The organism is Brachybacterium endophyticum (assembly GCF_003130585.1).
GTDB lineage: Bacteria > Actinomycetota > Actinomycetes > Actinomycetales > Dermabacteraceae > Brachybacterium > Brachybacterium endophyticum.
Genome location: NZ_QFKX01000002.1, coordinates 221,539 through 243,574 on the forward strand (window position 1 = coordinate 221,539; position 22,036 = coordinate 243,574).

Annotated in this window: 21 protein-coding genes and 1 tRNA gene; 8 read left to right on the top strand and 14 right to left on the bottom strand. The window is 73.1% G+C overall.

Annotated elements, in window-relative coordinates; genetic code table 11:
• Nucleotides 1–61: 61 nt before the first annotated feature.
• The 9 genes from DEO23_RS05395 to hemE all read right to left on the bottom strand — a co-directional run bounded on the left by DEO23_RS05395 (nucleotide 62) and on the right by hemE (nucleotide 9,390).
• Nucleotides 62–138, bottom strand: a tRNA-Met gene (locus DEO23_RS05395).
• Between the two features lie 217 nt (nucleotides 139–355).
• Nucleotides 356–1,672 (bottom strand): glutamate-1-semialdehyde 2,1-aminomutase, encoded by a 1,317-nt coding sequence (hemL, locus tag DEO23_RS05400; protein ID WP_109275001.1) that lies wholly within the window; start codon nucleotides 1,670–1,672, stop codon nucleotides 356–358.
• 16 nt (nucleotides 1,673–1,688) lie between these two features.
• Nucleotides 1,689–2,750, bottom strand: coding sequence for a porphobilinogen synthase (hemB, locus tag DEO23_RS05405; protein ID WP_109275002.1), 1,062 nt, complete (start codon nucleotides 2,748–2,750; stop codon nucleotides 1,689–1,691).
• Entirely contained in the window at nucleotides 2,747–3,634 is an 888-nt protein-coding gene (locus tag DEO23_RS05410) for a uroporphyrinogen-III synthase (RefSeq protein WP_109275003.1), read from the bottom strand. The genes hemB and DEO23_RS05410 overlap by 4 nt, the downstream gene beginning before the upstream one ends.
• Nucleotides 3,631–4,638: a hydroxymethylbilane synthase gene (gene hemC, locus DEO23_RS05415; RefSeq protein WP_109275004.1), complete on the bottom strand. Its 1,008-nt coding sequence runs from the start codon at nucleotides 4,636–4,638 to the stop codon at nucleotides 3,631–3,633. The genes DEO23_RS05410 and hemC overlap by 4 nt, the downstream gene beginning before the upstream one ends.
• Entirely contained in the window at nucleotides 4,635–5,888 is a 1,254-nt protein-coding gene (locus DEO23_RS05420) for a ferrochelatase (protein ID WP_240613231.1), read from the bottom strand. Before DEO23_RS05420 ends, hemC begins: the two co-directional genes overlap by 4 nt.
• A gap of 123 nt (nucleotides 5,889–6,011) precedes the next feature.
• The gene (hemQ, locus tag DEO23_RS05425; RefSeq protein WP_109275006.1) at nucleotides 6,012–6,740 is read right to left on the bottom strand and encodes a hydrogen peroxide-dependent heme synthase; all 729 of its coding nucleotides are present in this window, start codon (nucleotides 6,738–6,740) and stop codon (nucleotides 6,012–6,014) included.
• The gene (locus DEO23_RS05430; protein WP_109275007.1) at nucleotides 6,737–8,215 is read right to left on the bottom strand and encodes a protoporphyrinogen/coproporphyrinogen oxidase; all 1,479 of its coding nucleotides are present in this window, start codon (nucleotides 8,213–8,215) and stop codon (nucleotides 6,737–6,739) included. Before DEO23_RS05430 ends, hemQ begins: the two co-directional genes overlap by 4 nt.
• Complete coding sequence (gene hemE / locus DEO23_RS05435; protein ID WP_109275008.1) at nucleotides 8,212–9,390, bottom strand: uroporphyrinogen decarboxylase; 1,179 nt, start codon at nucleotides 9,388–9,390, stop codon at nucleotides 8,212–8,214. The genes DEO23_RS05430 and hemE overlap by 4 nt, the downstream gene beginning before the upstream one ends.
• A 155-nt stretch (nucleotides 9,391–9,545) precedes the next feature.
• Here hemE and DEO23_RS05440 point away from each other — a divergent pair, with 155 nt between their 5' ends.
• Entirely contained in the window at nucleotides 9,546–11,180 is a 1,635-nt protein-coding gene (locus tag DEO23_RS05440) for a glutamyl-tRNA reductase (RefSeq protein ID WP_109275009.1), read from the top strand.
• The gene (locus DEO23_RS05445) at nucleotides 11,173–11,478 is read left to right on the top strand and encodes a hypothetical protein (RefSeq protein ID WP_109275010.1); all 306 of its coding nucleotides are present in this window, start codon (nucleotides 11,173–11,175) and stop codon (nucleotides 11,476–11,478) included. The genes DEO23_RS05440 and DEO23_RS05445 overlap by 8 nt, the downstream gene beginning before the upstream one ends.
• An 18-nt stretch (nucleotides 11,479–11,496) precedes the next feature.
• Here DEO23_RS05445 and DEO23_RS05450 read toward each other — a convergent pair whose 3' ends face one another.
• Nucleotides 11,497–12,033, bottom strand: coding sequence for a CocE/NonD family hydrolase C-terminal non-catalytic domain-containing protein (locus DEO23_RS05450; protein WP_109275011.1), 537 nt, complete (start codon nucleotides 12,031–12,033; stop codon nucleotides 11,497–11,499).
• Between the two features lie 80 nt (nucleotides 12,034–12,113).
• Between DEO23_RS05450 and DEO23_RS05455 the strand changes: the two genes are divergently transcribed.
• On the top strand, nucleotides 12,114–12,467 hold the full coding sequence (locus DEO23_RS05455; RefSeq protein WP_205678877.1) for a hypothetical protein: 354 nt from the start codon (nucleotides 12,114–12,116) through the stop codon (nucleotides 12,465–12,467).
• Between the two features lie 248 nt (nucleotides 12,468–12,715).
• On the opposite strand, the gene DEO23_RS05460 is transcribed toward DEO23_RS05455, so the two are convergent.
• Nucleotides 12,716–13,825 carry an amidohydrolase family protein gene (locus tag DEO23_RS05460; RefSeq protein WP_109275012.1) on the bottom strand — a complete coding sequence of 370 codons (1,110 nt, stop codon included), beginning with the start codon at nucleotides 13,823–13,825 and terminating at the stop codon, nucleotides 12,716–12,718.
• 150 nt (nucleotides 13,826–13,975) lie between these two features.
• On the opposite strand from DEO23_RS05460, the gene folP reads away from it, so the two are divergent.
• Nucleotides 13,976–14,857 (top strand): dihydropteroate synthase, encoded by an 882-nt coding sequence (gene folP, locus DEO23_RS05465; protein ID WP_109275013.1) that lies wholly within the window; start codon nucleotides 13,976–13,978, stop codon nucleotides 14,855–14,857.
• Between the two features lie 139 nt (nucleotides 14,858–14,996).
• A complete protein-coding gene (locus tag DEO23_RS05470) occupies nucleotides 14,997–15,713 on the top strand; it encodes a hypothetical protein (protein ID WP_109275014.1) in 717 nt (238 codons plus the stop codon).
• A 54-nt stretch (nucleotides 15,714–15,767) separates the two neighbouring features.
• On the opposite strand, the gene DEO23_RS05475 is transcribed toward DEO23_RS05470, so the two are convergent.
• On the bottom strand, nucleotides 15,768–16,877 hold the full coding sequence (locus DEO23_RS05475) for a Gfo/Idh/MocA family protein (protein ID WP_109275015.1): 1,110 nt from the start codon (nucleotides 16,875–16,877) through the stop codon (nucleotides 15,768–15,770).
• Nucleotides 16,878–17,147: 270 nt separating this feature from the next.
• Nucleotides 17,148–17,480: a hypothetical protein gene (locus DEO23_RS05480; protein WP_109275016.1), complete on the bottom strand. Its 333-nt coding sequence runs from the start codon at nucleotides 17,478–17,480 to the stop codon at nucleotides 17,148–17,150.
• Between the two features lie 260 nt (nucleotides 17,481–17,740).
• Between DEO23_RS05480 and DEO23_RS05485 the strand changes: the two genes are divergently transcribed.
• Nucleotides 17,741–19,729 carry a SpoIIE family protein phosphatase gene (locus DEO23_RS05485; RefSeq protein WP_109275017.1) on the top strand — a complete coding sequence of 663 codons (1,989 nt, stop codon included), beginning with the start codon at nucleotides 17,741–17,743 and terminating at the stop codon, nucleotides 19,727–19,729.
• Nucleotides 19,730–19,770: 41 nt separating this feature from the next.
• Complete coding sequence (locus DEO23_RS05490; RefSeq protein WP_165831737.1) at nucleotides 19,771–20,484, top strand: GAF and ANTAR domain-containing protein; 714 nt, start codon at nucleotides 19,771–19,773, stop codon at nucleotides 20,482–20,484.
• Between the two features lie 20 nt (nucleotides 20,485–20,504).
• Here the strand turns inward: DEO23_RS05490 and DEO23_RS05495 are convergent, their stop codons facing one another.
• Entirely contained in the window at nucleotides 20,505–20,801 is a 297-nt protein-coding gene (locus DEO23_RS05495; RefSeq protein WP_109275019.1) for a hypothetical protein, read from the bottom strand.
• A gap of 596 nt (nucleotides 20,802–21,397) precedes the next feature.
• On the opposite strand from DEO23_RS05495, the gene DEO23_RS05500 reads away from it, so the two are divergent.
• Nucleotides 21,398–22,021, top strand: coding sequence for a TetR/AcrR family transcriptional regulator (locus DEO23_RS05500; RefSeq protein WP_240613232.1), 624 nt, complete (start codon nucleotides 21,398–21,400; stop codon nucleotides 22,019–22,021).
• The last annotated feature ends 15 nt before the right edge of the window (nucleotides 22,022–22,036 follow it).

The window sequence follows — 22,036 nt, forward strand, 5'->3', positions numbered from 1 at the left end:
CGGGGGATTCGCGCCGGGAGCTGCGCCGCCGGCGCGGGGCGGGCCGCGGCAGACGGCGGCGTGGACACCCCGGCAGGATTCGAACCTGCGACACGCCCCATATGAGGGAGCTGCTCTACCGGACTGAGCTACGGAGCGGAGGGGACGGCCGGTCCGAGGCCGGCGTCCCGTGGCACGAGTCCATCGTGGGGGAGGCCCCGTCGGCCGCGCCAGCCCCGCGACATCGCCGTGACATGCGCCGACGCACGAGGACGCCGAGCGTCCCGTGAGGACACCCAGCGTCCGTCAAGTCCGGATCAGCGGTCCGTTGCGGCGCGACGGGCCGACCCGCCCCGCGCCCGCGGACGGCTCCGGTTCAGCCGGCCGCCGCGGCGCGCGCCGCCGCCGGCAGGGCGGAGGCGATGCGATCGAGCACGTCGCCGTCGTGCGCGGCGGAGACGAACCAGGCCTCGAAGGCCGAGGGCGGCAGGTAGACGCCCTGCTCGAGCATGCTGTGGAAGAACCGGCCGAAGGCGGCGGTGTCCTGGTCCTTGGCGTCCTGGTAGGTGGTCACCGGGTGCTCGCGGAAGAACACCGAGAACAGCGTCCCGGCGGTCTGGACCACGTGGGGGACGCCGGCGGCGGTGAGCGCCTCCGCGACGAGCGACTGCAGGGAGGCCGAGGTGCTCGTGAGCCGCTCGTAGGCGGCGTCGTCGAGCCCCGCGAAGGTCGCCAGACCCGCGGCGGTCGCGAGCGGGTTCCCCGACAGCGTCCCCGCCTGGTAGACGGGACCGAGCGGGGAGAGCAGGTCCATCAGGTCCGCACGGCCGCCGAAGGCGCCGACGGGCAGTCCGCCGCCGATCACCTTCCCGAAGGTCATCAGGTCCGGCGCCCAGCCGTCGGCGCCGGCGGCCGGCCCGTCGATGCCGTAGTAGCCCTCGGAGCTCGCGCGGAAGCCGGTGAGGACCTCGTCGGTGATCAGCAGCGCGCCGGCCGCGTGGGCGGTCTCGGCGAGGAAGGCGTTGAAGCCCTCGGGCGGGGTCACCACGCCCATGTTGGCGGGCGCGGCCTCGGTGATGACCGCGGCGATCTCCTGGCCGCGCTCGGCGAAGAGGGCGCGCACGGCCTCGCGGTCGCCGTAGGGCACCACGATCGTGTCGCGGGCGGTGCCCGCGGTGACCCCGGCGGATCCCGGCATCCCGAAGGTGGCGACGCCGCTGCCGGCCTCGGCCAGCAGCGCGTCGACGTGCCCGTGGTAGCAGCCGGCGAACTTCACGACCAGGTCGCGCCCGGTGGCGGCGCGCGCCACCCGGAGGGCGCTCATCGTCGCCTCGGTGCCCGAGTTCACCAGGCGCACCTTCTGCAGCGGACGCACCCGGCGCACGAGCTCCTCGACGAGGGTGACCTCGCCGGCCTGCGGGGCGCCGAAGGACAGGCCGCGGCCGGCGGCCTCCTGGACCGCCTCGACGACGCGCGGGTTCGCATGGCCCAGGATCATCGGGCCCCAGGAGCCGACGAGGTCGACGTACTCGTTACCGTCGGCGTCGGTGAGCAGGGCACCCGAGGCCGAGATGAGGAACGGCGGGGTGCCGCCGACGGAGCCGAAGGCGCGCACGGGCGAGTTCACGCCGGCGGGGATGACCTGCTTGGCGCGCTCGAAGAGGGACTGGGAGGTGGTCTCGTCCAACGTCATGGGTGGTGTCTCCTTCTCAGACGAACGGGCGCAGGTGCTCGGGAAGTCCGTCCTGGATCCAGCCGGCGACCTCGGAGGACCAGTAGGTCAGGATCATCGAGGCGCCGGCGCGCTTGAAGCCCAGCAGCGACTCCATGATCGCGCGGTCGCGGTCGATCCAGCCGTTGGCGGCGGCCGCCTCGATCATCGCGTACTCGCCGCTGATCTGGTAGGTCCCCACGGGCACGGGGGAGGACTCGGCGACGTCGCGCAGCACGTCGAGGTAGGGCATGCCGGGCTTGACCATCACCAGGTCGGCGCCCTCGTCGAGGTCGAGCTCGACCTCCTGGCGGGCCTCGCGGCCGTTGGCCGGGTCCTGCTGGTAGGTGCGGCGGTCGCCCTCGAGGGAGGAGTCCACGGCCTCGCGGAACGGGCCGTAGAAGGCGGAGGCGTACTTCGCGCTGTAGGCGAAGATCGAGACGTCCTCGAAGCCCTCGGCATCCAGGGCGTCGCGGATCGCGGCGATCTGGCCGTCCATCATCCCCGAGGGGCCGATCATGTGGACGCCCGCGCGGGCCTGCGCGATCGCGATCTCGCGGTAGCGCACCAGGGTCGCGTCGTTGTCGACCGTGCCGCGGGAGTCCAGGACCCCGCAGTGGCCGTGGTCGGTGAACTCGTCCAGGCACAGGTCGGCCATGATCACGAGGTCGTCGCCGATCTCCGCGCGCAGCCGCTTGATCGCCCGGTTCACGAAGGAGTCCGGGTCGCTCGCCGCGGACCCCACGGCGTCCTTGGTCGCCGGGACGCCGAACAGGATCAGCCCTCCGACGCCGCGGTCGGCGGCCTTGCGGGCCGCTTCCAGCAGCGAGTCCTCGGTGTGCTGGACGACGCCGGGCATGGAGGTGATCGGCACCGGGGCGTCGATGCCCTCGCGCACGAACATCGGCAGCACGAGGTCGGCGGGCCGCAGGGTCGTCTCGCGCACGAGGGAGCGCATCGCCTCGGTGGTGCGCAGGCGGCGGGGCCGACGGGAGGGGGTGAGGTGCGAGGGCAGCTGCGCGCGGTAGTCGGCGACGCGCTGGTCCGGGGTGGAGGTCATCGGGTGCTCTCCTTCGGGTCGGGGCTCGTATGGTCGGGGTCGGTGAGGCGCGTGAGGGCGAGGTGCACGGCGCGGGCCAGGGAGGGGGCGTCGGGATGCTCGGCGCGGGCGTCGATCCGCAGACCGGCAGCCTCGGCGGCCTCCTGGGTGGGGTGGCCGATCACGATCACGGCGGTGCGCGGGTGCACGCCGATCTCGGCGGCGCGGCGCGCGATCATGGGGCTGGTCAGGACGATCGCGTCGATCGCGCCGCCGGCGAGGTCGCCGGTGATCGCGGTGGGCAGCGGAGCGCTGCGGGGGTGATAGGCCTCGACCTGGTCGACGTCCATGCCGAGGTCCTGCAGACCCTCGCGCACGGTCGGTGCGGCCGCCGAGGACGCGGGGAACAGCACCCGCCGGGGACGGACGCGATCGGCCGACGCAGCGTCCGACGCAGCGCCCGACGCAGTGGCCGGATCCCGCTCCGCCGTCTCCTGGCCTTCCACCTCCCGGCGTTCGGTCTCGCGGCGCTCCGCCTCGCGCCGACGCACCGTCTCGACGAGCGCCGCTCCGGAGCCTCCGGCGACGAGGTCGACGTCGAGGCCCGCCTCGTGGAGGGCGCGGGTGGTGGCGCCGCCCACGGCGATCACCTCGGTGCCCGGCGACACCGTCGGAGCGGGATCGGCGCTGACCAGGGCGCGCACGCTCGCGGGGCTGGTCACCACGAGCAGGTCGTAGGCGCCGCCTGCCAGGCGGGCGAGGGCGGGGAGGAGGTCCTCGGCCGGCACCGGGTCGAGCTGGACGAACGGCGCGCGCACCACGTCGTAGCCGGCCACCTCGAGGAGGTCGGACAGGTCGTCCCCGCGTCCCTCGGGACGGGGGAGCAGGACGCGGCGGGTGATCACGAGGTCGTTGCGTCCGAGGTCGGGTCGTCCCCTCCGGCGAGCACGGACCCTGCACCGCGCTCCAGGAGGTCGGCGGCCAGGTCCTGGCCCAGGCGTTCGGCGTCCGCCACGAGCACGAGGGGGTCCTCGAGGTCGACCGGCGCCGTGCCGGAGCCCTCGAACACGGACGTGCCGTCCTCGGAGATCGCGAGACCGCGCAGCGTCAGCGTGCCGTCCTCCCCGAGGGTGCCCAGAGCCCCGACGGGCGCCGAGCAGCCGGCCTCGAGAGTGCGCAGCAGCGCCCGCTCGGCGGCGACCGCGGCCCGCGTGGGCCGGTGGTCGGCGGCGCTCAGGCCGTCCGCGAAGGGCGAGAGCCCGCCGTCCTCGGGCGAGGTCCCCGGCTCCGGGCACTCGATCGCGAGGGCACCCTGGGCCGGGGCCGGCAGCAGCACGTCGGGGCTCAGCAGCTCGCTGATCACCTCGTCGCGTCCCAGCCGCTGCAGACCGGCGGCGGCGAGGACGACCGCGTCGAGGTCGGCGTCCTGGCCCAGGGCGCGGGCCAGGCGGGTCTCGACGTTGCCGCGGATGTCGACGACCTCGAGGTCGGGCCGGGCACGCCGCAGCTGGGCGGCGCGGCGCGGGGACCCGGTCCCCACCTTCGCGTGGCGCGGGAGCTGCGCGAGGGTGAGGCCGTCGCGGGCGCACAGGGCGTCGCGCGGATCGGCGCGCTCGGGCACGCAGCCCAGCGCGATCCCGGGCACCGGCGCGGTGGGCAGGTCCTTGGCCGAGTGGACGACCACGTCGACCTCCCCGGCGAGCAGGGCCTCGCGCACGGCGGTGACGAACACGCCGGTCCCGCCGATCTGCGCCAGGGGGCTGGTGCGGTCCTTGTCCCCGTGGGTGCGCACCTGCACGAGCTCGAAGCCGTCGGCGCCGGCGATGTCCTCGGCGGCACGGCCGGACTGGGCCATGGCCAGGGCGGAGCCGCGGGTGCCGACGCGCAGCAGCGAACGATCCTCGCTCATGCGGGCACCTCCGCCCCGCGGTGGGCCTCCTGCTCCTCGGCGATCAGCGCCGTCATCTCCTCGTCGGCCTGCATCGCCCGGGCGATCTGCTCGACGGTGTCCAGGGGGACGCCCTCGCGGGGGACGGGGCGGGCGTGCGCCGATCCGTTCAGGCAGCACAGCGTGCCGCAGGTGTCGCCGACGACGCCGACCTCGGAGACGGCCTGGGGCGCGTGACCGGGCTCGACGTGCTCGCGCACGAGGTCCACGAGGGCGTCGACGAATCGTGCGTCGGTGCCGGGGGTGGCGACGCGGGTGAAGGCGAGGCCGAGCTCCTCGGCGGTCTCGGCCGCCTCGGTGTCCAGGTCCCAGACCACCTCGACGTGGTCGGTGACGAAGCCGATCGGCACCACGACCACGGCCTCGGTGCCGCCGTCCTCGGAGAGCTCGGTCAGGCGGTCGTTGATATCGGGCTCGAGCCAGGGGACGTGCGGGGCGCCCGAGCGCGACTGGTAGACCAGCTCCCACTCTGGGAGGGCGTCGACATTGTCCGCGCCGGTCTCCGCGAGCTGCTCCATCACCCAGCGGCAGCCGGCGAGGTGCTGGGCGACGTACCAGCCGCCCACCTCCCCGGCGGAGGGGTCGTCGGCGGTCTTGTGCGCGGGCCCGGAGGCCTGCGACATCACGTGGGGGATGGAGTGGGTCGAGAACAGCACCCGGGTGCGGCGGGGATCGTGGCCGGCCGCGCGCATCTGCGCGAGCGCCGCACGCACGCCGTCCCGCACCGGCTCGAGGAAGCCGGGGTGATCGAAGTAGGCGCGCACCTTCTCGATCTCCATCTCGCCCACGAGGTCGTTCGCGACCAGGGCCTTCGCGTAGTCCTCGCGGTACTGGCGGCACGAGGAGTAGGAGGAGTAGGCGCTGGTGGCCACGGCGAGCACCCGGCGGTGGCCCTCGGCGTGGATCCGGCCCACGACGTCACTCGTGTACGGCGCCCAGTTGCGGTTGCCCCAGTACACCGGCAGGTCGATGCCGGCCTCGGCGAGGGCCGCCTCGAAACGGGAGATCAGGTCACGGTTCTGGTCGTTGATCGGGGAGCGCCCGCCCAGCTTCCGGTAGTGCTCGCCTACCACCTCGAGGCGCTCGTCGGGGATCCCGCGCCCCCGCGTCACGTTGCGCAGGAACGGGACCACGTCCTCCTGCTGCTCCGGACCGCCGAAGGAGGCGAACAGGATCGCGTCGTAGGGGAGGGGTTCGGGATTCTCGGTCAAGGTGACCTCCAGGTCGCAGCTGGTGCGCGCGTCGGGCGGCGCAGGCGAGTGAACGAGTTCGGCGGGGTGGACGGGAACGGGCGTGGCCCGGATCGGCGCGGGCGGGGCAGGGCCCGGGCGGGGTCAGACCAGGATGGCGGCGACGTCCTCGGGGGAGTTCAGACGGCGGCCGACGTGGAAGGGCAGCTCGTCGCGCACGTGCAGACGGGCTCCGGTGTAGCGCAGGGCGCGCATCATGTCCACGAGGTCGTGGAGGTCGTCGGACTCGAAGGAGAGCAGCCACTCCCAGTCCCCGAGCGCGAAGGCGGCCACGGTGTTGGCGTGGATCTGCGGGTACTCCCGGCCCAGCTTGCCGTGCTCGATGAGCATGTCGCGGCGCTCGTCGTCGGGCAGCAGGTACCACTCGTAGGAGCGGGTGAAGGGGTACACGGAGACCCACTGCTGCGGGGTGCGCGAGGGGGAGAGGAACGCCGGGGCGTGGGTGCGGGAGAACTCGGCCTCGCGGTGCACGCCGACGGCCGACCACGAGCGCACCAGGCCCTCGGCGGCGTGGGTGCGCTCGAAGCGGCGCAGGGCGTCCTGCAGGGCCTCGGGCGTCTCGGCGTGCATCCACAGCAGCAGGTCCGCGTCGGCCCGGAACAGCGAGGCGTCGTAGATCCCGCGCACCACGGTGCCCTGGGCCTCGACGTCGGCCAGGAACGTGCCGATCTCGGCGGCGATCTGCGCCTGCGGGGCGGGTGCCGCCTGCGCACGCGTGAAGACGGTGTACGAGGTGTACCGGATCACCTGGGCGGACTCCGTGGTGCCGCCCTTCCCGGTGGTCTCGGTCGTGTGGCTGTCGGAGCTGGTCATGATGTCCTTCCATCGTGTCGGACGAGGGCGTCGAGCCCGGTGCCGGCGCGCCAGGCGCCGGTCAGCTCGAGGGGCAGCCCGGTGCTGCCCAGGGTGGTCTCGAGGTGGTCGAGGGCGGCGCGGTGACCCGGGCGTGCCTGCCGCATGGTGCGCCGCCAGGTGACGGTGTGCGATGCCCGCAGCTGCGAGCGGGAGAGCGGGATGCCGACGATCGCGGAGGCGTCGGCGAGGGCGAGGTCGGTGATTCCCTCCTCGTCCAGTCCGTCATCGCCCGGCAGCACCTCGCCCGGACGGCCGTAGGACAGCCGCAGCACGTGCGAGTGCGGTCCCAGCTGCTCGACGGCTGCCTGCTGGACGTGCTCCCACTTCGCGCTGGAGTGGGTGAGCCCCTTCGCGCGGATCCCGGGGGTGCCGGGCGCCACCAGGGCGCCGGTGCCGGTCGGGAAGGAGTCCAGGGCGGCGTCGGTGAGGGCCAGCAGCACCAGGCGCACGGGGACCGCGGGGGTCTCCGGGATCGCGCGGGCGACCGCTGCGGCGGGATCGTCGGCGGGTTGCTCCTCGGCGGGTTGCCTTCCCCCGGACAGCAGGCCGCGGGCGGTGTCGGGATCCGTCGCCAGCACCAGGTGCGCGGCGTGCAGCGGCTCCCCGGTGTCCGAGGTCGCGGCGTCCGGGGCGGTGGTCGTCGCAGCGTCGAGGCGGGCCTCCCAGCTGTCACCGCGCCTGCGCAGGCCGGTGACGCGCGTACCGGTGAGGATGCGGCCTCCGTGGGCGCGCAGGTCGTCGGCCAGAGCATGGGGGAGGGCCGCCATGGTCGCCGTCAGCGATCGCACCGCCGTCCCCGCGGAGCGTCCCGCGGAGGCCGGGCGCAGGGCGCGCACGGCCGCGGCGAGTGACCCTGTCTCGCGGACGGTCTGTTCCAGGCTGGGCAGGACGCTCGCGAGCTCGAGGCTGCGTGGATCGGCCGAGTGGACGCCGCCGACGATCGGGGCGACCAGGCGGTCGGCCACACGGGCTCCCATCCGGGTGCGCACGTAGTCGGCGACGCTCACCTGCTCGGTGAGACCGAACGAGGCGGGGGCGAAGCGCTCGGCCCAGGCGCGGAGGGCACCCCAGGTGCCCAGCGCCTGCCGCGCATCGAGGGCGAGCGGATCGCCGGGGATCCCCAGCAGACCACCGCGGGGAGAGGCCACGGAGCCGGCGGCCGAGACCAGGTGGGAGCCCGGACCGCTGCGCGGGGCCACCGCCATCTGCCCGAGGCCGAGCTCGCCGATCAGGGCGTCGACCGCACCGGAGGCGGTGCCGTACGCCTCGGCGCCGGCGTCGACCGTGACCCCGCCCAGGTCGAGAGCGTGCACGGCGCCGCCGACGTCCTGCGTCTGCTCGAGGAGCGTCACCCGGGCCCCGGCGCGCGCATGGCGACGCGCGGCCAGGAGTCCGGCGATGCCTCCGCCGAGGACGAGGACGTCGGTGTTCACAGCGCGTCGGCCTCCCGGGCATCCGGGGTCGAGGTGGTCGTGGTGGATGCGGGATCGCCCGGGGTCTGCTCGTGCAGGAAGGCCACGAGGTCGGTGAGCACGCCGGGGTCGGTGTCGGGCGGGACCCCGTGACCCAGGTTCACCACGTGCCCGGGGGCCGCGGCGCCACGGGCGAGGACGGTGCGGGCCTCGGCCTCGCGGGCCTCGGCGCCGGTGAACAGGACGGCAGGGTCGATGTTGCCCTGGACGGGCACGTCGCCCCCGAGGATGTCGATCGCCTGGTCCAGGCCGATCCGGTGGTCCACGCCCATGGTGGTCGCGCCGGCGGCGTGCATCTCGCGCAGCAGGTGGCTCGCGCCCACGCCGAAGTGGATGCGCGGCACGGGCAGGTCTGCGACGGCGCCGAGCACGGCGGCCGAGTGGTGCTGGACGTGCGCGAGGTAGGTCTCGGCCGAGAGCGCCCCGACCCAGGAGTCGAAGAGCTGGACCGCCTGGGCGCCGGCGAGCACCTGGGCACGCAGGAAGCGCCCCGAGAGCTCGGCGACCCAGCCGGCCAGACGGTCCCAGGCCTCCGGGTCCTCGCGGATCAGGGCGCGGGTGCGCAGGTGGTCGCGGCTCGGGCCGCCCTCGACCATGTAGGAGGCGACGGTGAACGGGGCGCCGCAGAAGCCGATCAGGGGCGTGGGGCCGAGCTCGGCGGTGGTCAGGCGCACGGCCTCCCGGATCGGCTCGAGCGCCTCCTCGGTGTGATCGCCGATCGGCGGCAGGGCGTCGATGTCGGCCCGGGTGCGGATCGGATGGGCGAACACGGGGCCGCGACCGGGGACGATCTCGACCTCGAGGCCGGCGATCCTCGCGGGCACCACGATGTCGGAGAAGAAGATGCCGGCGTCCACACGATGGCGACGCACGGGCTGCACGGTGATCTCGGCGGCCAGATCCGGCGTCAAGCACGCCTCGAGCATCCCCGTGCCCTCACGGGCGGCGCGGTACTCCGGCAGCGAACGTCCCGCCTGGCGCATGAACCACACCGACGGCGGGGCGGCGGGATCGACGCTCTCGCCGCGCAGCCGGCGCACCAGCACGGGGGCGTCCGCGGCCGAGGATCCCGTGGCGGCCGGGGCCGTCGCGGCGCTCTGCGCTGCCCCCTGCGGGGCGGAGGAGGCGGGACTCATCGGTTCTGACATCCTGTCGTAAAAATAGGCTCTGACGTGCACGATCGCCGTGCGGTGCCATTCTGCCCCCGCGCCCTGCACGGCCCCCGGGAGGAAGGTCCCGGGGTGGTCAACACCTCACGTGTCCGTGGAGGGAGCGGGCCTACCATGGAGTGATGCTTGCCGCCGTCCGAGCCACACACGAGCACCTCGATCTCGGGGTGCTGGACGTGCTCACGCGCGATGCAGCCGATCTCCCCGAGGCCATCGAGTCGCTCAACGGCGACGCGGGACCGCTGGACGGCTGGGTCGTCATGTCCACGTGCAACCGCCTCGAGGTCTACCTGGACACCCAGCGCTTCCACGACGGGCTGGACCTCGTGGTCGAGGCCGTCAGCGAGACCAGCGGGCTGGATCCCGAGCTGGTCTCCGTGTGCTTCGAGACCGCGATGGGCGCTCCCGTCGCCGAGCACCTCTACGAGGTGACCGCCGGTCTGCGCTCCGTCGTCCTGGGCGAGGCAGAGATCGCCGGCCAGGTGCGCGCCGCCTTCGACGCGGCCCGCGGTGCCGGCCACACCACCGCCCAGCTCAACGACCTCTTCCAGATCGGCTTCCGCTTCGCCAAGCGCGTCGCCTCCCGCACCCCGGTCGGTGCGGCGGGACGCTCCGGCGTGGCGATCGCGCTGGACCATGCGATCGGCCTGATCGGCCCCCTGCAGGACAAGGACGTGCTGGTCATCGGCACCGGCGCCTACGCCCGCCTGGGCGTCGCCGACCTCACCCGTCGCGGCGCGGTCCGCGTGCGCGTGCACTCCGGCTCGGGCCGCGCGATCGGGTTCGCCGAGCGCCACGGCGTCGAGCCGATCCGGGCCGAGGAGCTCGGCTCCGCGATCCGCGAGGCCGACCTGGTGCTGGCCTGCTCCGGCCGCGGCACCAGCCTGTTCCCCGACCACTTCCGGGACGTCGGCCCGACCCTCATCCTCGACCTCGCCCTGCACTCGGACCTGCACCCCCTGGTGCGCCACCGCGGCGGGGTGCGCGTGCTCGACCTCTCCGACCTCACCATCGAGATCGACGAGGAGGCGGCGCCCGTCCTCGAGGCGGCCCGGCGGATCATCGCCGACGGCGTCGCCCAGTTCACCGCGCGCCAGGAGTACCGCCGCGTGGACCCGGCGATGGCGGCCCTGCGCCGCTCGCTCGGGGAGGCCACCGACGCCGAGGTCGCGCGCCTGCGCCGCACCGGCAAGACGGACGAGGCCGAGGACGTCGAGCGCTCGATCCGCCGCATCCTCGCCAAGGTCATGCACTCGCCGACGGCCCGCGCCCGCGAGCTCGCCGAGCAGGGTGACGCGGAGAAGTTCGTGCAGGCCTTCCACACCATCTTCGGCGTCGACCTCGGCGAGGCCGACGCCCCCGCCGAGGGCGATCACCTCGCCAGCGCCTGGGTGCGCCTGGACCGCACCGTGCCCCCGGAGGCCGTGCGCGAGGGTGAGCTTACGGCCGCGGACGCGGCATCGGCCGCCGAGGTCGCCGGGCTCGCTCTCGAGGGTGACCTCCCGGCCGTGACCGCCTCGTCCGCCGAGGTCCGCGACGCCGAGGGGAGCCCGTCGGTCGACACGGCCCCGTCGGCCGACACCATGCAGGCCCTGGCGCGGCTGGCCCGGATCGGCGTGCAGGAGAATGTGCGCCAGGACCCCTCGGCCTGCCCCCTCACCCCTGCCCAGCAGCAGGCCTTCCTCGCCCAGGTGGGGCCAGGGCACGTGGACCACGGGCAGGCGGGTCACGGACCGATGGGGCGCGGACGTGTCTGAGCCGCAGGAGAATGCCGGCTCCCCGGCGACGGTCGCCGAGCTCTACCCGCGCCTGGCCGCGCTGTTCTCCGGCCCCGAGGCACCGGACGCCTTCGACTCCCAGGTGATCGACACGCGTGCCGAGCTCGCCATCGCCTGCGCCCGCGAGGGTCGCGCCGAGGACGCCGCCCTGCAGGTCGAGGAGCTCGCCAAGGACTGCCGCCGCGAGCTCGACGCGCAGGATCCGCGGAGCCTGCGCGCCGAGGCCGCGAGGGCCGAGGTCTGGCGCCTGATCGAGGCGGTCGGCGAGCAGGGCTGAGCGAGGCCGCGGTCGCCGTCAGGACCCCATGACGGGAAGCTGCAGGTAGGAGGCGTGCTCGCCGCCGGTGTGCACCACGTGGCGGCCGCTGCCGGCGCCCGCGTACTCCGCGATCCCGGGCATCATCGTCCCCAGCAGGTTCCGCGAGCTGACGATGAACCTCAGCTGCTCCTCGGGATGGAAGGCGAGTCCGATCGGGAGCAGATCGATCTCGATCTCCGCCACCTCGCCGGGGGAGAGCTTCTCGACCCGGTCGAAGCTGTGGGCGGGGACCTCGTCGCTCGTGCGCGCCCCGTCGAGATGGCGGGCGGAGACCCGCAGGCGACCGTCGGACCCCTTGTAGCGCAGGATGCTCGCCCCGTGGTCGGTGACGTCATGGACCAGGGCGCTCTGGTTCGGCACGGTGAAGGCCTGCAGCGGCGTGCCGAAGCGGTCGAGCTTCTGGATCAGCACGAACAGGTCCATGTCGTCGGCGCCGTCGGCCTCGACCCAGAGGTGGGCCTTCGGATAGCCGACCAGTTGCGTCTCCTTCTCGAAGCGCACGAGGAAGGACACCGCATCGGCGGCGGAGCCGACCTCGTAGGAGGCGGTGGCCGGCTCGGGCCCTCCTGCGCGCCCACCCGGAGCACTACGTGATGGCCGACCAGCCCGATGGGACGGTCCTGGTGGTCGAGAACATCGGCCCCCATGTCTGCTCGTTCTTCATGGGCGGATGGGGGACCAACGCCCTGGGATGGGCCGAGGAAGCAGCCGAGCTGCTCGAGGAATCCGACTTCCCCCACCGGATGGCATCGAACCTCTTCCTCGCCGACGGGACCGTCGTCGGCCGGGTCCTGACGCAGTTCGGCGACACCCCTGGTGGCTTCAGTGCACGCCTGACGGTCTATCTCCCCGCCGCGTGCTCGCAGGACGTCCTCGAGCATCATCTGCGGCACTTCGGGGTCGAGTTCCACAACTGGATCCTCGCGGCGGATGCGAACCGGCGCTGAGGAGGGTGGGATGCGCGGTGCGCGGTGCGCGCGCGGCATGCGGTAGCGATGTGCCCCGGGTGGGGCTGCGGGTGATAGCCGATCGCTCCTTCGATGGCTCACCGTGAGGCCTCACGGCCCAGGGGAGGCTGAGCCCTCACCAGGAGCCATCGGGCGCACGCTCACCGCCGCCACCGAAACACACACCCCGCCTCCGACCGCACGGACGCCGACGCGAACCGCTCGGGTTCCGCCGCCGACTGCCACCCTCACCGGATCCGCTCGCCGGCGATCCAGACCCCCGCGATGCCGCGGGTCGCGGTGATGTCCGTGGTCGGGTCGCCGTCCACCAGCAGCAGGTCGGCGCGCTTGCCGGGGGCGATGACGCCGCGGTCCTCGAGGCCGAAGGTCTGCGCCGGCAGCGAGGTGGCGCTGCGCAGCACCTCGAGCGGGGTGAGCCCGGCCTCGACCAGGAGCTCCAGCTCGTCGTGCATCGACTCGCCGTGGCGCGGGGCGAACGGGGCGCCGGGCGCAGAGTTCGCGTCCGTGCCGGCGAGCAGGCGGATGCCGTGGTCGTGGAAGCGGGAGACGCTCGCGCGGGCGGCGTCGTAGCGCAGGCCCTGATCGGCGCGCAGGCCGGCGACGCCCCTCATCATGGTCAGCGTGGGGGAGGAGACCATGCGCTGGGCCGCCATGCGGTCCACCGAGGCCTCGTCCAGGACGTCGTCCAGCGGTGCGTGCGTACTGATGTCGACGCCGGCGTCGATGGCGACGTGGAACGCGCCGGTGGTCACCGAGTGCGCGACGACCAGCAGTCCGTGGGCGTGCGCGGCTTCGACGATCGCCCGCACGGTCTCGGGCGCCATGCCCTCCGGGGGCTCGGCCTCGGTGACGATCTTGATGTAGTCGGCGCCGTCCGCGATGCGGGTCTCGACGAATCCGCGCGCCTGCTCGGGTGCCGTGAGGATGCCGCCGGCCGGGAAGCCGGGCATGCGGGCGTGGTTGCCACCGGGGCCGACGGCCGGCGTCATCGCGCTGAGCATCTGCGTGGTGCCGCGCAGCTCACGCATCTCGCGGACGTGCTCGGCGGGCCAGGCCGCCATGTCCAGGCCCGTGGTCACGCCCCAGGCGGCGAGGTCGTCGAGGTCCTGGCGTCCCAGCGTGTGCATGTGGGAGTCGATGAGGCCGGGCAGCAGCACCTTCCCCCGGCCGTTGACGCGCGAGCTCGAACCGTCGGCGCGCGAGCTCGATCCTCCGCCGGGCCCGAGGTCTCCCGTGTCCCCGATCGTCCCGTCGACGATCACGACGTCCTGCGGCTCGCTGAGGCCCTCACCGGTGAAGACCCGGGCTCCTTCGATGACTGTCACCTGGTCCGACATGTTCTGCTCCTCACTGACGTCCTGTGAAACTACCGCGCCGGGCTGGTCGTGCGCCGATGCGCCCTAGAGTCGTCCCACATGCATGATCGGCGGACGCTCGACGGGAGGTCGGCGACCCCTCGCCGGTGGGCCGGAAGGAGAGATCCTCGGATGGAGCCTGATCACGGGGGCCCGCGCGGCCTGGACCTGCGCAACCGTGTGGCGGTGATGGCGGTCGTGAACCGCACCCCCGACTCCTTCTACGAGGGCGCCCGCACGGTCGGTCTCGAGCAGGCCGTGACCAGCGCGCTGCAGGCGGCGGACCTCGGGGCCGACTGGGTCGACGTGGGCGGAGTGCCCTTCGGGCGCGGCCCGGACGTCACCACAACAGAGGAGATCGATCGGGTCGTCCCCGTCGTCGAACGTCTCGCCGAGGCGCGACCCGAGCTCGTGGTCTCGGTCGACACCTATCGCGCCGAGGTCGCGCGGGCCGCGATCACCGCGGGCGCGAGCGTCGTCAACGACACCAGCGGCCTCGCCGACCCCGACATGGCGCAGGTCGTCGCCGACGGCGGAGCCCACGTGATCCTCTGCCACAGCGCTGGGCGTCCGCGCCAGGAGAAACCGGCAGCCCACTACGAGGACGTCGTCGCCGAGGTCCGGGAGTCCCTCCTAGCGCAGATCGCGAGCGCGCAGGAGGCCGGCGTCCCGCGGGAGCGGATCATCATCGACCCCGGGCACGACCTCGACAAGAACACGCTGCACTCCCTCGAGCTCACCCGGCGCCTGGGCGAGATCGCGGAGATCGGCCTGCCGCTGCTGGTCGCGGTCTCGAACAAGGACTTCATCGGCGAGTCGATCGACCGGCCGCAGGGCGAGCGCCTGGCCGGGTCCCTCGCCGCGATGACCGCCTGCATCCTGGCCGGGGCGCGCATCGTGCGCATGCACGACATCGCCGCCACCGTCGATGCGGTCCGCATGAGCGAGGCGATCCTGGGGCTGCGCGAGCCCGCCCGCCTCGAGCACAACATGCACCCGACCCACAACGTCTGACGGGCCGCCCCCGAACGTCCGAGGGGCCGCCCCGCGCCATCCGGAGAACGCCCCGGCCCCGAACCCGGGTGCTGCCTGCCCGTGGACTGTCGGGTTCTCCCCACTGGCAGGTCAGTGACGCCCCTGTAGCCTCGAGCTCATGACGATCGCGGGCCTGCTGACCTTCTTCGGCCTCGCCATCGTCACCATGGACGTCCTCGGCGGCGTCATCGCCGCGACGTTCCTCGCGCGTGGCATGCGGCCCCTGCACCTGCTGTACTTCGTCGGCGGTTACGCGGTCGCCGTGTTCGTCGTGACCCTGGCGCTGAAGCCGATCCTCGAGATCGTCGGCCGGTGGGCCGCACCCGTGATCGAGTCCCCGGAGCGCATCGCGGGGATCCAGCTGGTCGTCGGGCTCGCGCTCGTCGGCTTCGCGATCTTCCAGTTCCGCAACGCCCGCAAGCCCCCGAGACCCAAGGACCACCACACCGTGGACCAGGTGGGCTCGCTCGCCGTCGGCGGTCTGCTGCTGTCGCTGACCACCTTCGCCGATCCCACCTTCACCATCGCGGTGGGGATGGCGATGCAGACGCACAGTCTGATCACGGAGATCGGCCTGCTGGTGGCCTGGAACGTCATCTACCAGCTGCCGCTGGTCACCGTCACCGCGCTCTCGCAGTTCGGCCTGCACACCCGGGCGCTGGACGCCCTCGCCCGGTTCTTCGGCCCGCGACGCCGCGTGCTGCTGCTGACCTTCTCGGCGATCCTCGCGCTCGGCGGCCTGCTGGTGATCGCCGACGGCGTCGTCGCCCTGTGCAGCGAGCACCCGCCGTGGCTGCAGGCGCTGCTCCTGCTGCGCAGCAGCCACGGCGGCTGAACTGGCGCACAGGCATCGGCGGCAGCACCGCCTCTCGGCACCGCTCTCGCCGAGTCAGTCCTCGATGATCCGCAGGTCCTCGTCCAGTCGGGCCTCGCGGCCGCTGCGGGCCGAGGCGTAGCAGGCGTCGACGATGCGGGCGCGGCTGAGGCCGACGCTGCCGTCGTGCTCCGACCAGGAGCCCTCGTCGCGCACCTGCTCGAGGAAGCGTTCGACGACGGCGCGGTGGCCGCGGCCCTCGGGCGCCGTGACGGGGGTGTCGGTGGCCTCCTCGCCGTCCCCGGTGAAGATGGTCAGCTCGCCGGACGGCGCGTAGGCCTCGACACGCAGGTCGGCGCCGCCGTCCGTGCCGTACAGCGAGATGCCGAACTCGTCGGGCGTCGAGCGGTGGGTGGCCCAGCTGGTCTCGAGCATGATCGAGCCGCCACCCTCGAGGCGCAGCAGGGCGCTCGCGAGGTCCTCGACCTCGTAGGCCGAATCCACGCCGGACTTCAGTCCGCCGACGGCACCGCCGAGGCCGCGCGGTCCCAGCTCGGCGTGCGTGACGGCCGAGACGGCGGTGACCCGCGGCTCGCCCATGATGTGCAGCGTCCAGTCCAGGACGTGCACGCCGAGGTCCACGAGCGGGCCGCCGCCGGACATCTCGGCGTTGGTGAACCAGCTGCCCAGGGCGGGGATCCCGGCGCGGCGCAGCCACATGGCCCTGGCGTGGTACGGGCGGCCGACGGTGCCGTCCTCGACGGCGGCGCGCACCGCCTCGATGTCCCCGCGCCGACGGTGGTTGAAGACGACCTCGAGCACCTTCCCGGCCTCGCGGGCGGCCTCGACCATCGCCTGGCCCTCCTCGCCGGTGCGGGCGATCGGCTTCTCGCTGAGCACGTGGGCGCCCGCACGCAGCGCGCCGATCGCGATCGGCGCGTGCAGGAAGGTGGGTACGGCGACGCTGACGACGTCGAGGTCGCCGCGGGCGATCATCGACTCCCAGTCGCGGTAGGTGTCGGCGATGTCGTAGCGCTCGGCGAGCTCGGCCCGCACGTCGTCCTCCATGCCGGCGATCGCGACCAGGTCGACGCCCGGGGCGGCGTCGTAGGCGGCCATGTGCTGCTGGCCGGCCCAGCCGATGCCGACCACGCCGGCGCGGATCGAGGGGGTCTCAGAGGTCATGGGGGAGGTGCCTTCCGTCGGCGCTGACGTGAGCCCGACTGCAATCCGCGAGGAGTTGATATCGGGTCCATAGATAAGTGCGGCAACGAGACTACCACCGGTGATGCGCGCCTCTGGGCGCGCGGGCGGGACGCGATCACGGTCTCCGGACGTGGCGCGGCGACGGGGTTCCGGCGGGGGTGTCGCGGGGGGCGGAGAGGAGCGCCCGGCGACCGCACGGACGAGAAGGACTACCGAGCGGTAGGCAGGATCGGACAGCCCCGGGGCGCGTCAGGTGGTGGACGCGCCTGCCGGATCCCCGCTCGCGCAGTGAGGGAGTGGTGTGGCCAGCAGGAAGCGCACGGGGGCGGGGTGATCCCATTGCGTGCTGAGAGCCCCGGTGGTGTCCGCGGTGGAGCGCAGCAGCTGGAGGGCGATCGGGTCCACGTGCCGGGCCCCGCGTGCGTCGACGACGACAGGGCCGCGCGGCCCGAGCGAGCGGGCCTTCTCGATCTGCGCCGCGAGCACGTCGCGCGTCCTCGGCGTCAGGCAGCCGGTCACCTCGAGCGTGATCGACTCGCTGTCGACGTCGGCGCGGACCAGGATGGAGATCGTATGGGTCATGGCAGGGGCCTCGTCCTTCGAGGAGCGGAGGCCGTTGGCTGGACCCGCTCACGAGGCTAACGAGCCCGCCCGGCCCGTGCAAGGACGCCGGCTCTCCTCCCGGGCAGGTCCCGCACGACGCTCGATCGTGGTATCCGCCGGGCCCTTCCACCTCCGGGAGGCCCCTGCCGCGCCGGCCCGGCCTGTGCCATGCTCGGGTGGGCGGCGCCGCCGCGTCGCTCCTCCGCAGCATCCGGAAGCGTCCCGGGAGGTGGGCGAGGGTGAGCCAGCCAGGTGTCGACGGCGACCTCGATGGCCGGGTCGGCGAGCTTCGCGCCGTGCGCGCAGGGTTCGACGATCTGCCGATGCCCGTGGTGCTCGTCGAAGGCCCGGATCACAGGCTGGTCGCCGCGAACGCCGCGTTCCGACGGTTCTCCGGATGGCAGCACCCGATCGGCCGGACCCTGCGAGAGATTTTCCCGGGCCCCCGGGGGCAGCTCCTCCTCGAGATCGTGGAGAAGGTCCACGCGACCGGTGAGCCGGTGACGGCGGACGAATGGCGACAGCAGGCCGGCGCGACTGCGCATGCGACCGCCGACGAGGACCACGAGTTCGCCGTGATACCGCGCAAGGATGCGCGGGGCGAGGTCTGCGGGGCCGTGATCCAGCAGATGGACGTCGCCCAGAGGGTGCATGAGCGTCAGCAGGCCGAGGTCGATGCGGCCGAGGCGGAGGAGCGGTACCAGGAAGCCCACGGGACGGTCGTGGAGCTGCAGAGAGCTCTCCTGCCTCCGCAGCTCCCGGTGCTGCCGAGGGTGCGCACGGCAGCTCGCTACCTCGTCGCCGATCGCGACCAGGCCGCCGGCGGTGACTGGTTCGATGCGATCCCTCTCGGGGAGGGACGTCTCGCCCTCGTGGTGGGCGACATCGTCGGCCACGGGGTCGCGGCCTCGGCCGCGATGGGACAGGCTCGGGCGATCCTCGAGGACGCGATGGTGCGCTCACACGACCTGCGGACCTCCATCCAGCGGGTGGACGAGCTCGCCGCACGACGCACGGAGGTACGGGCGAGCACCGTCTGCGCTGCGATCCTCGACGTGCAGCAGGGCAGGCTGGACTACATCACCTGCGGTCACCCTGCTCCGTTGATCATCGGGCCGGATGGCTCGAGCCGCACGCTGCCGCCGAGCGGCAGCATGCCGCTGGGGACGGCCGGGCCGATCCGCGTCGCCTCCGCACGGATCGAGCCCGACGAGACGGCCTTCCTCTTCAGCGACGGACTGATCGAGCGCGCCGGTCTCACCCTCGACGAAGGGGTGGGGGCGCTCCGAGACATCGCCCGCGCCGCCGTCCTCGACGCCGGCCCGGCGGAGGAGGGAGCGGCCTCGCCCGCCGAGAGGATCTGCCAGCAGGCGGTCGAGCTGCTCGCCCGCACCGGCTACGACGACATCACCACGCTGGCCGCCCATGTGCTGACGCGCCCGCACGTCCCGATGAGCGTGGAAGCCCCGGCGGACGTTGACGGTCTTCTCGAGCTGCGACCGCGACTGTGCGAACGCGTCGCACGGCTGGGCCTGGACACGGCCGAGGTCCAGGGGCTCGACCTCGCCGCGACCGAGGTCATCTCCAACGTGATCGAGCATGCGTATCTCGGCCAGGACCCCGGCTCCGTGCGGATCGACGCCGCGATCGGGGAGGACGGGTTCCTCGAGTTCGCGGTCAGCGACCAGGGTCTCTGGGTCCCTGAGTCCGCGCCATCCCCGGTCCGGGGACGCGGTCTGTGGATCGCGGCCTCCGTGATGGACCAGGTCGAGATCGCCCGCAAGGGGACCCCCGCTGACAGGGGGAGCCGTGTGGTGCTCCGACGGCGCCTGGGCCGCCCTTCCAACATCTCGGAACCCGAGGTCTCGGGCGGGACGGCAGCGCCGTCGCGAACCCCTCTCGAACTGCGGTCGGAGAACGACGAACCGTCGCGCCTCGTCGCGACCGGCTGCGCCGACATCGCCTCGTCGGCAGATGTCGCCGACCACCTCGATCGCAGCAGTCGCGGAGGGTTCCATGACCTCACGCTCGACCTATCGGGCCTGCAGCTGCTCGCCAGCTCCGCCGTGAGGATCCTGATCGACGCCCGCGGCCGCATGGCCGACCATGGCCACGAGATCACCCTGGTGGCCGCACGAGGCACCCCGGCCCGAGCCGTGCTCGACGTCGTCGGCCTGCCGTGCGAACCTGAGGGCACTGATCGCCCTCCCGGTGCATGGCCCTCGTGACCCGGCACAGGACCCGACCGATCGCGATTCAGGAGCACGGCATGGCTTCGGACAGCATCCAGCATCTTGCACGGGAGTTCCGTGACCTCAGCGACTTCCTGCACGAGGGCGGCGCTCCCTCCACTGCGCGACAGCGCCTCGTGGACCTCGCCACGCGATCCATCTCGGGCTGCGACTGGGCGGGCATCACCATGCGCCCCACCGATGGCCCCGCCCGCAGCCTGACGCACGGGCAGGACGTGGTGCGGGAGGTCGACGCGTTCCAGCACTCGGTCGGGGAGGGGCCCTGCCTGGATGCCGCACGCACGCACGACCCAGTCCTCAGTCGCGACCTGTCGCAGGAGGAGCGCTGGCCCCGGTTCTGCGCGTACGTGCTCGAGGAGACCCCGGTGCGGGGAGCGCTCTCGTTCCATGTGGCGGATATTCCGTCGCCGACCGCCCTGAACCTGTATTCGGCCTCGCCGACCGGGCTGGACGAGGAGGCGGTCGCGAGCGCCAGCCTGTTCGCGATCCACGCCTCGGTGATGATCGCTCACGCCGAGAGCGCCCAGCAGGCGGCGACCCTGGGAGCGGCGCTCACCACGAGCCGGCAGATCGGTGTTGCGGTGGGGATCCTGATGGCCCTCCACAAGATCACCGAGGACCAGGCCTACGACCTGCTGAGGATCGCCAGCAACCGGTTGAACCGCAAGCTGCGCGACATCGCGCAGGAGGTCAGGGAGAGCGGGACGCTGCCCACCGGCCAGGACGGTTGAGCCCGGGCCGACGGCCTGGCTCATGAATCGCTGGGCTGGGCCGGCAGGAGGAAGTGCGTGCCGTGGCGATGGAGCTCGTGTCCCAGTGACCGGTGGCAGCCGAACGTCTCCCGGAGCCACGTCAAGGGCTGGGCGTCTATGGACTCCGCGGCCGTCAGGTCCACCAGGATCGCGGACGCCGGGTCCAGCGTGCGGGCCTTGAGGATCTGGGTGGCGAGGGTCTGGCGGGTCTGCTCGGTGAGGCGCCCGCGGACCAGGACGTCGATGGTCTCGCGTCCCACGTCAGCGCGGATGAGGACGGATATCTCGTCCGTCATGGCTGGCCCCCGTTCGTCTCGTGATCGGAGCGGTTGTCCCCGGCAGCTGTCGGGGTTCGCATCGCCGTCCGGTGGGCCGGCGGTGGAGGCCGCTCGCCCTCGACGCTAGGGAGAGGTGACGTGCCCGGCAAGGATTACGACCGAGCGGTAGTGCCGGGCGGGCGGTGGTGCGCACGAGCGGTGCCAGCGGGCCCCGGCCGCGCTCCACGCTCCGCGCTCGCAACGGATGGAGCACGATCCGGGCGACGTGCAGCGACGTTGTCCTCATCATTCTTCCGGGTTAGGGTGGCAGTTGGTCTAGCAGAAGGCCGCGCGAGCTGTTGAACATCTCGGAGGCCTCTGCCATGGAGCGGACCGACCCCCTTCTCGAATGCACCGACGAGCAGCATGATCCTGCGACGTCGGTGGCGGCGGCGCACGCCGTTCCCGCGACCGGACGGGCCGTCGGGCCCCGTGCCGAGCGAAGCCGATCGCGACCAGAGAGCTCCCACCCCCCGGACCCCTCCGCACAGATCCCCGGAGCCGGACAGAGCCGGTCCACGGCGGGCCCCGAGCAGCCGCAGCGACTCGCCCCGACCCGCGGTGATGCGAGCGATGTGCCCGTACGGCCCGGCCGTCCCTCACGACGCGAACAGATCATCGACGGCGCTGCCGAGGTCCTGGCCGAGTACGGCTATCACGGCTCGAGCCTGCGTCACATCGCCACGCACGTGGGCATCACCCATCCGGGCATGCTGCACCACTTCGCCTCGAAGCACGATCTGCTCGGCGCCGTCATCGACCGCATGGAGGCCCATGCGCAGAAGGCCCTGAACAGGCTCGACGAGCTCAGCACCGACAGGGACTCCCTGCTGCAGGCGCTGTCGGAGGTGTGGGATCCGTGCTCGGCGTCGATCCAGCTGCTGGCGACCCTGGACGCCGACATCGTGAGCAGGGACCACCCCGGCAGGTATCGGGTCGCGCGATTGCACAGGGTCCACGAGCACGTGCTGCAGGAGTGCTTCGCCCAGCTCGATCGCGCGGGCCTGCTGCGCCCGGGCGTCGACCCCGCGTTCATGGCCCGCAGCACCCTCGCCCTCGTGCTCAGCCATGCGATGCGGGAGAAGACCGTCCGCATGATGCAGGGCACCACCCACGACGACGCGCCCCTCAGCGACGTCACCACGCTGGTCGGGATGTTCCTGAAGGACGTTCCCGCCGACGTATCGACTGCCGACTAGCGGGGCACCCGACGA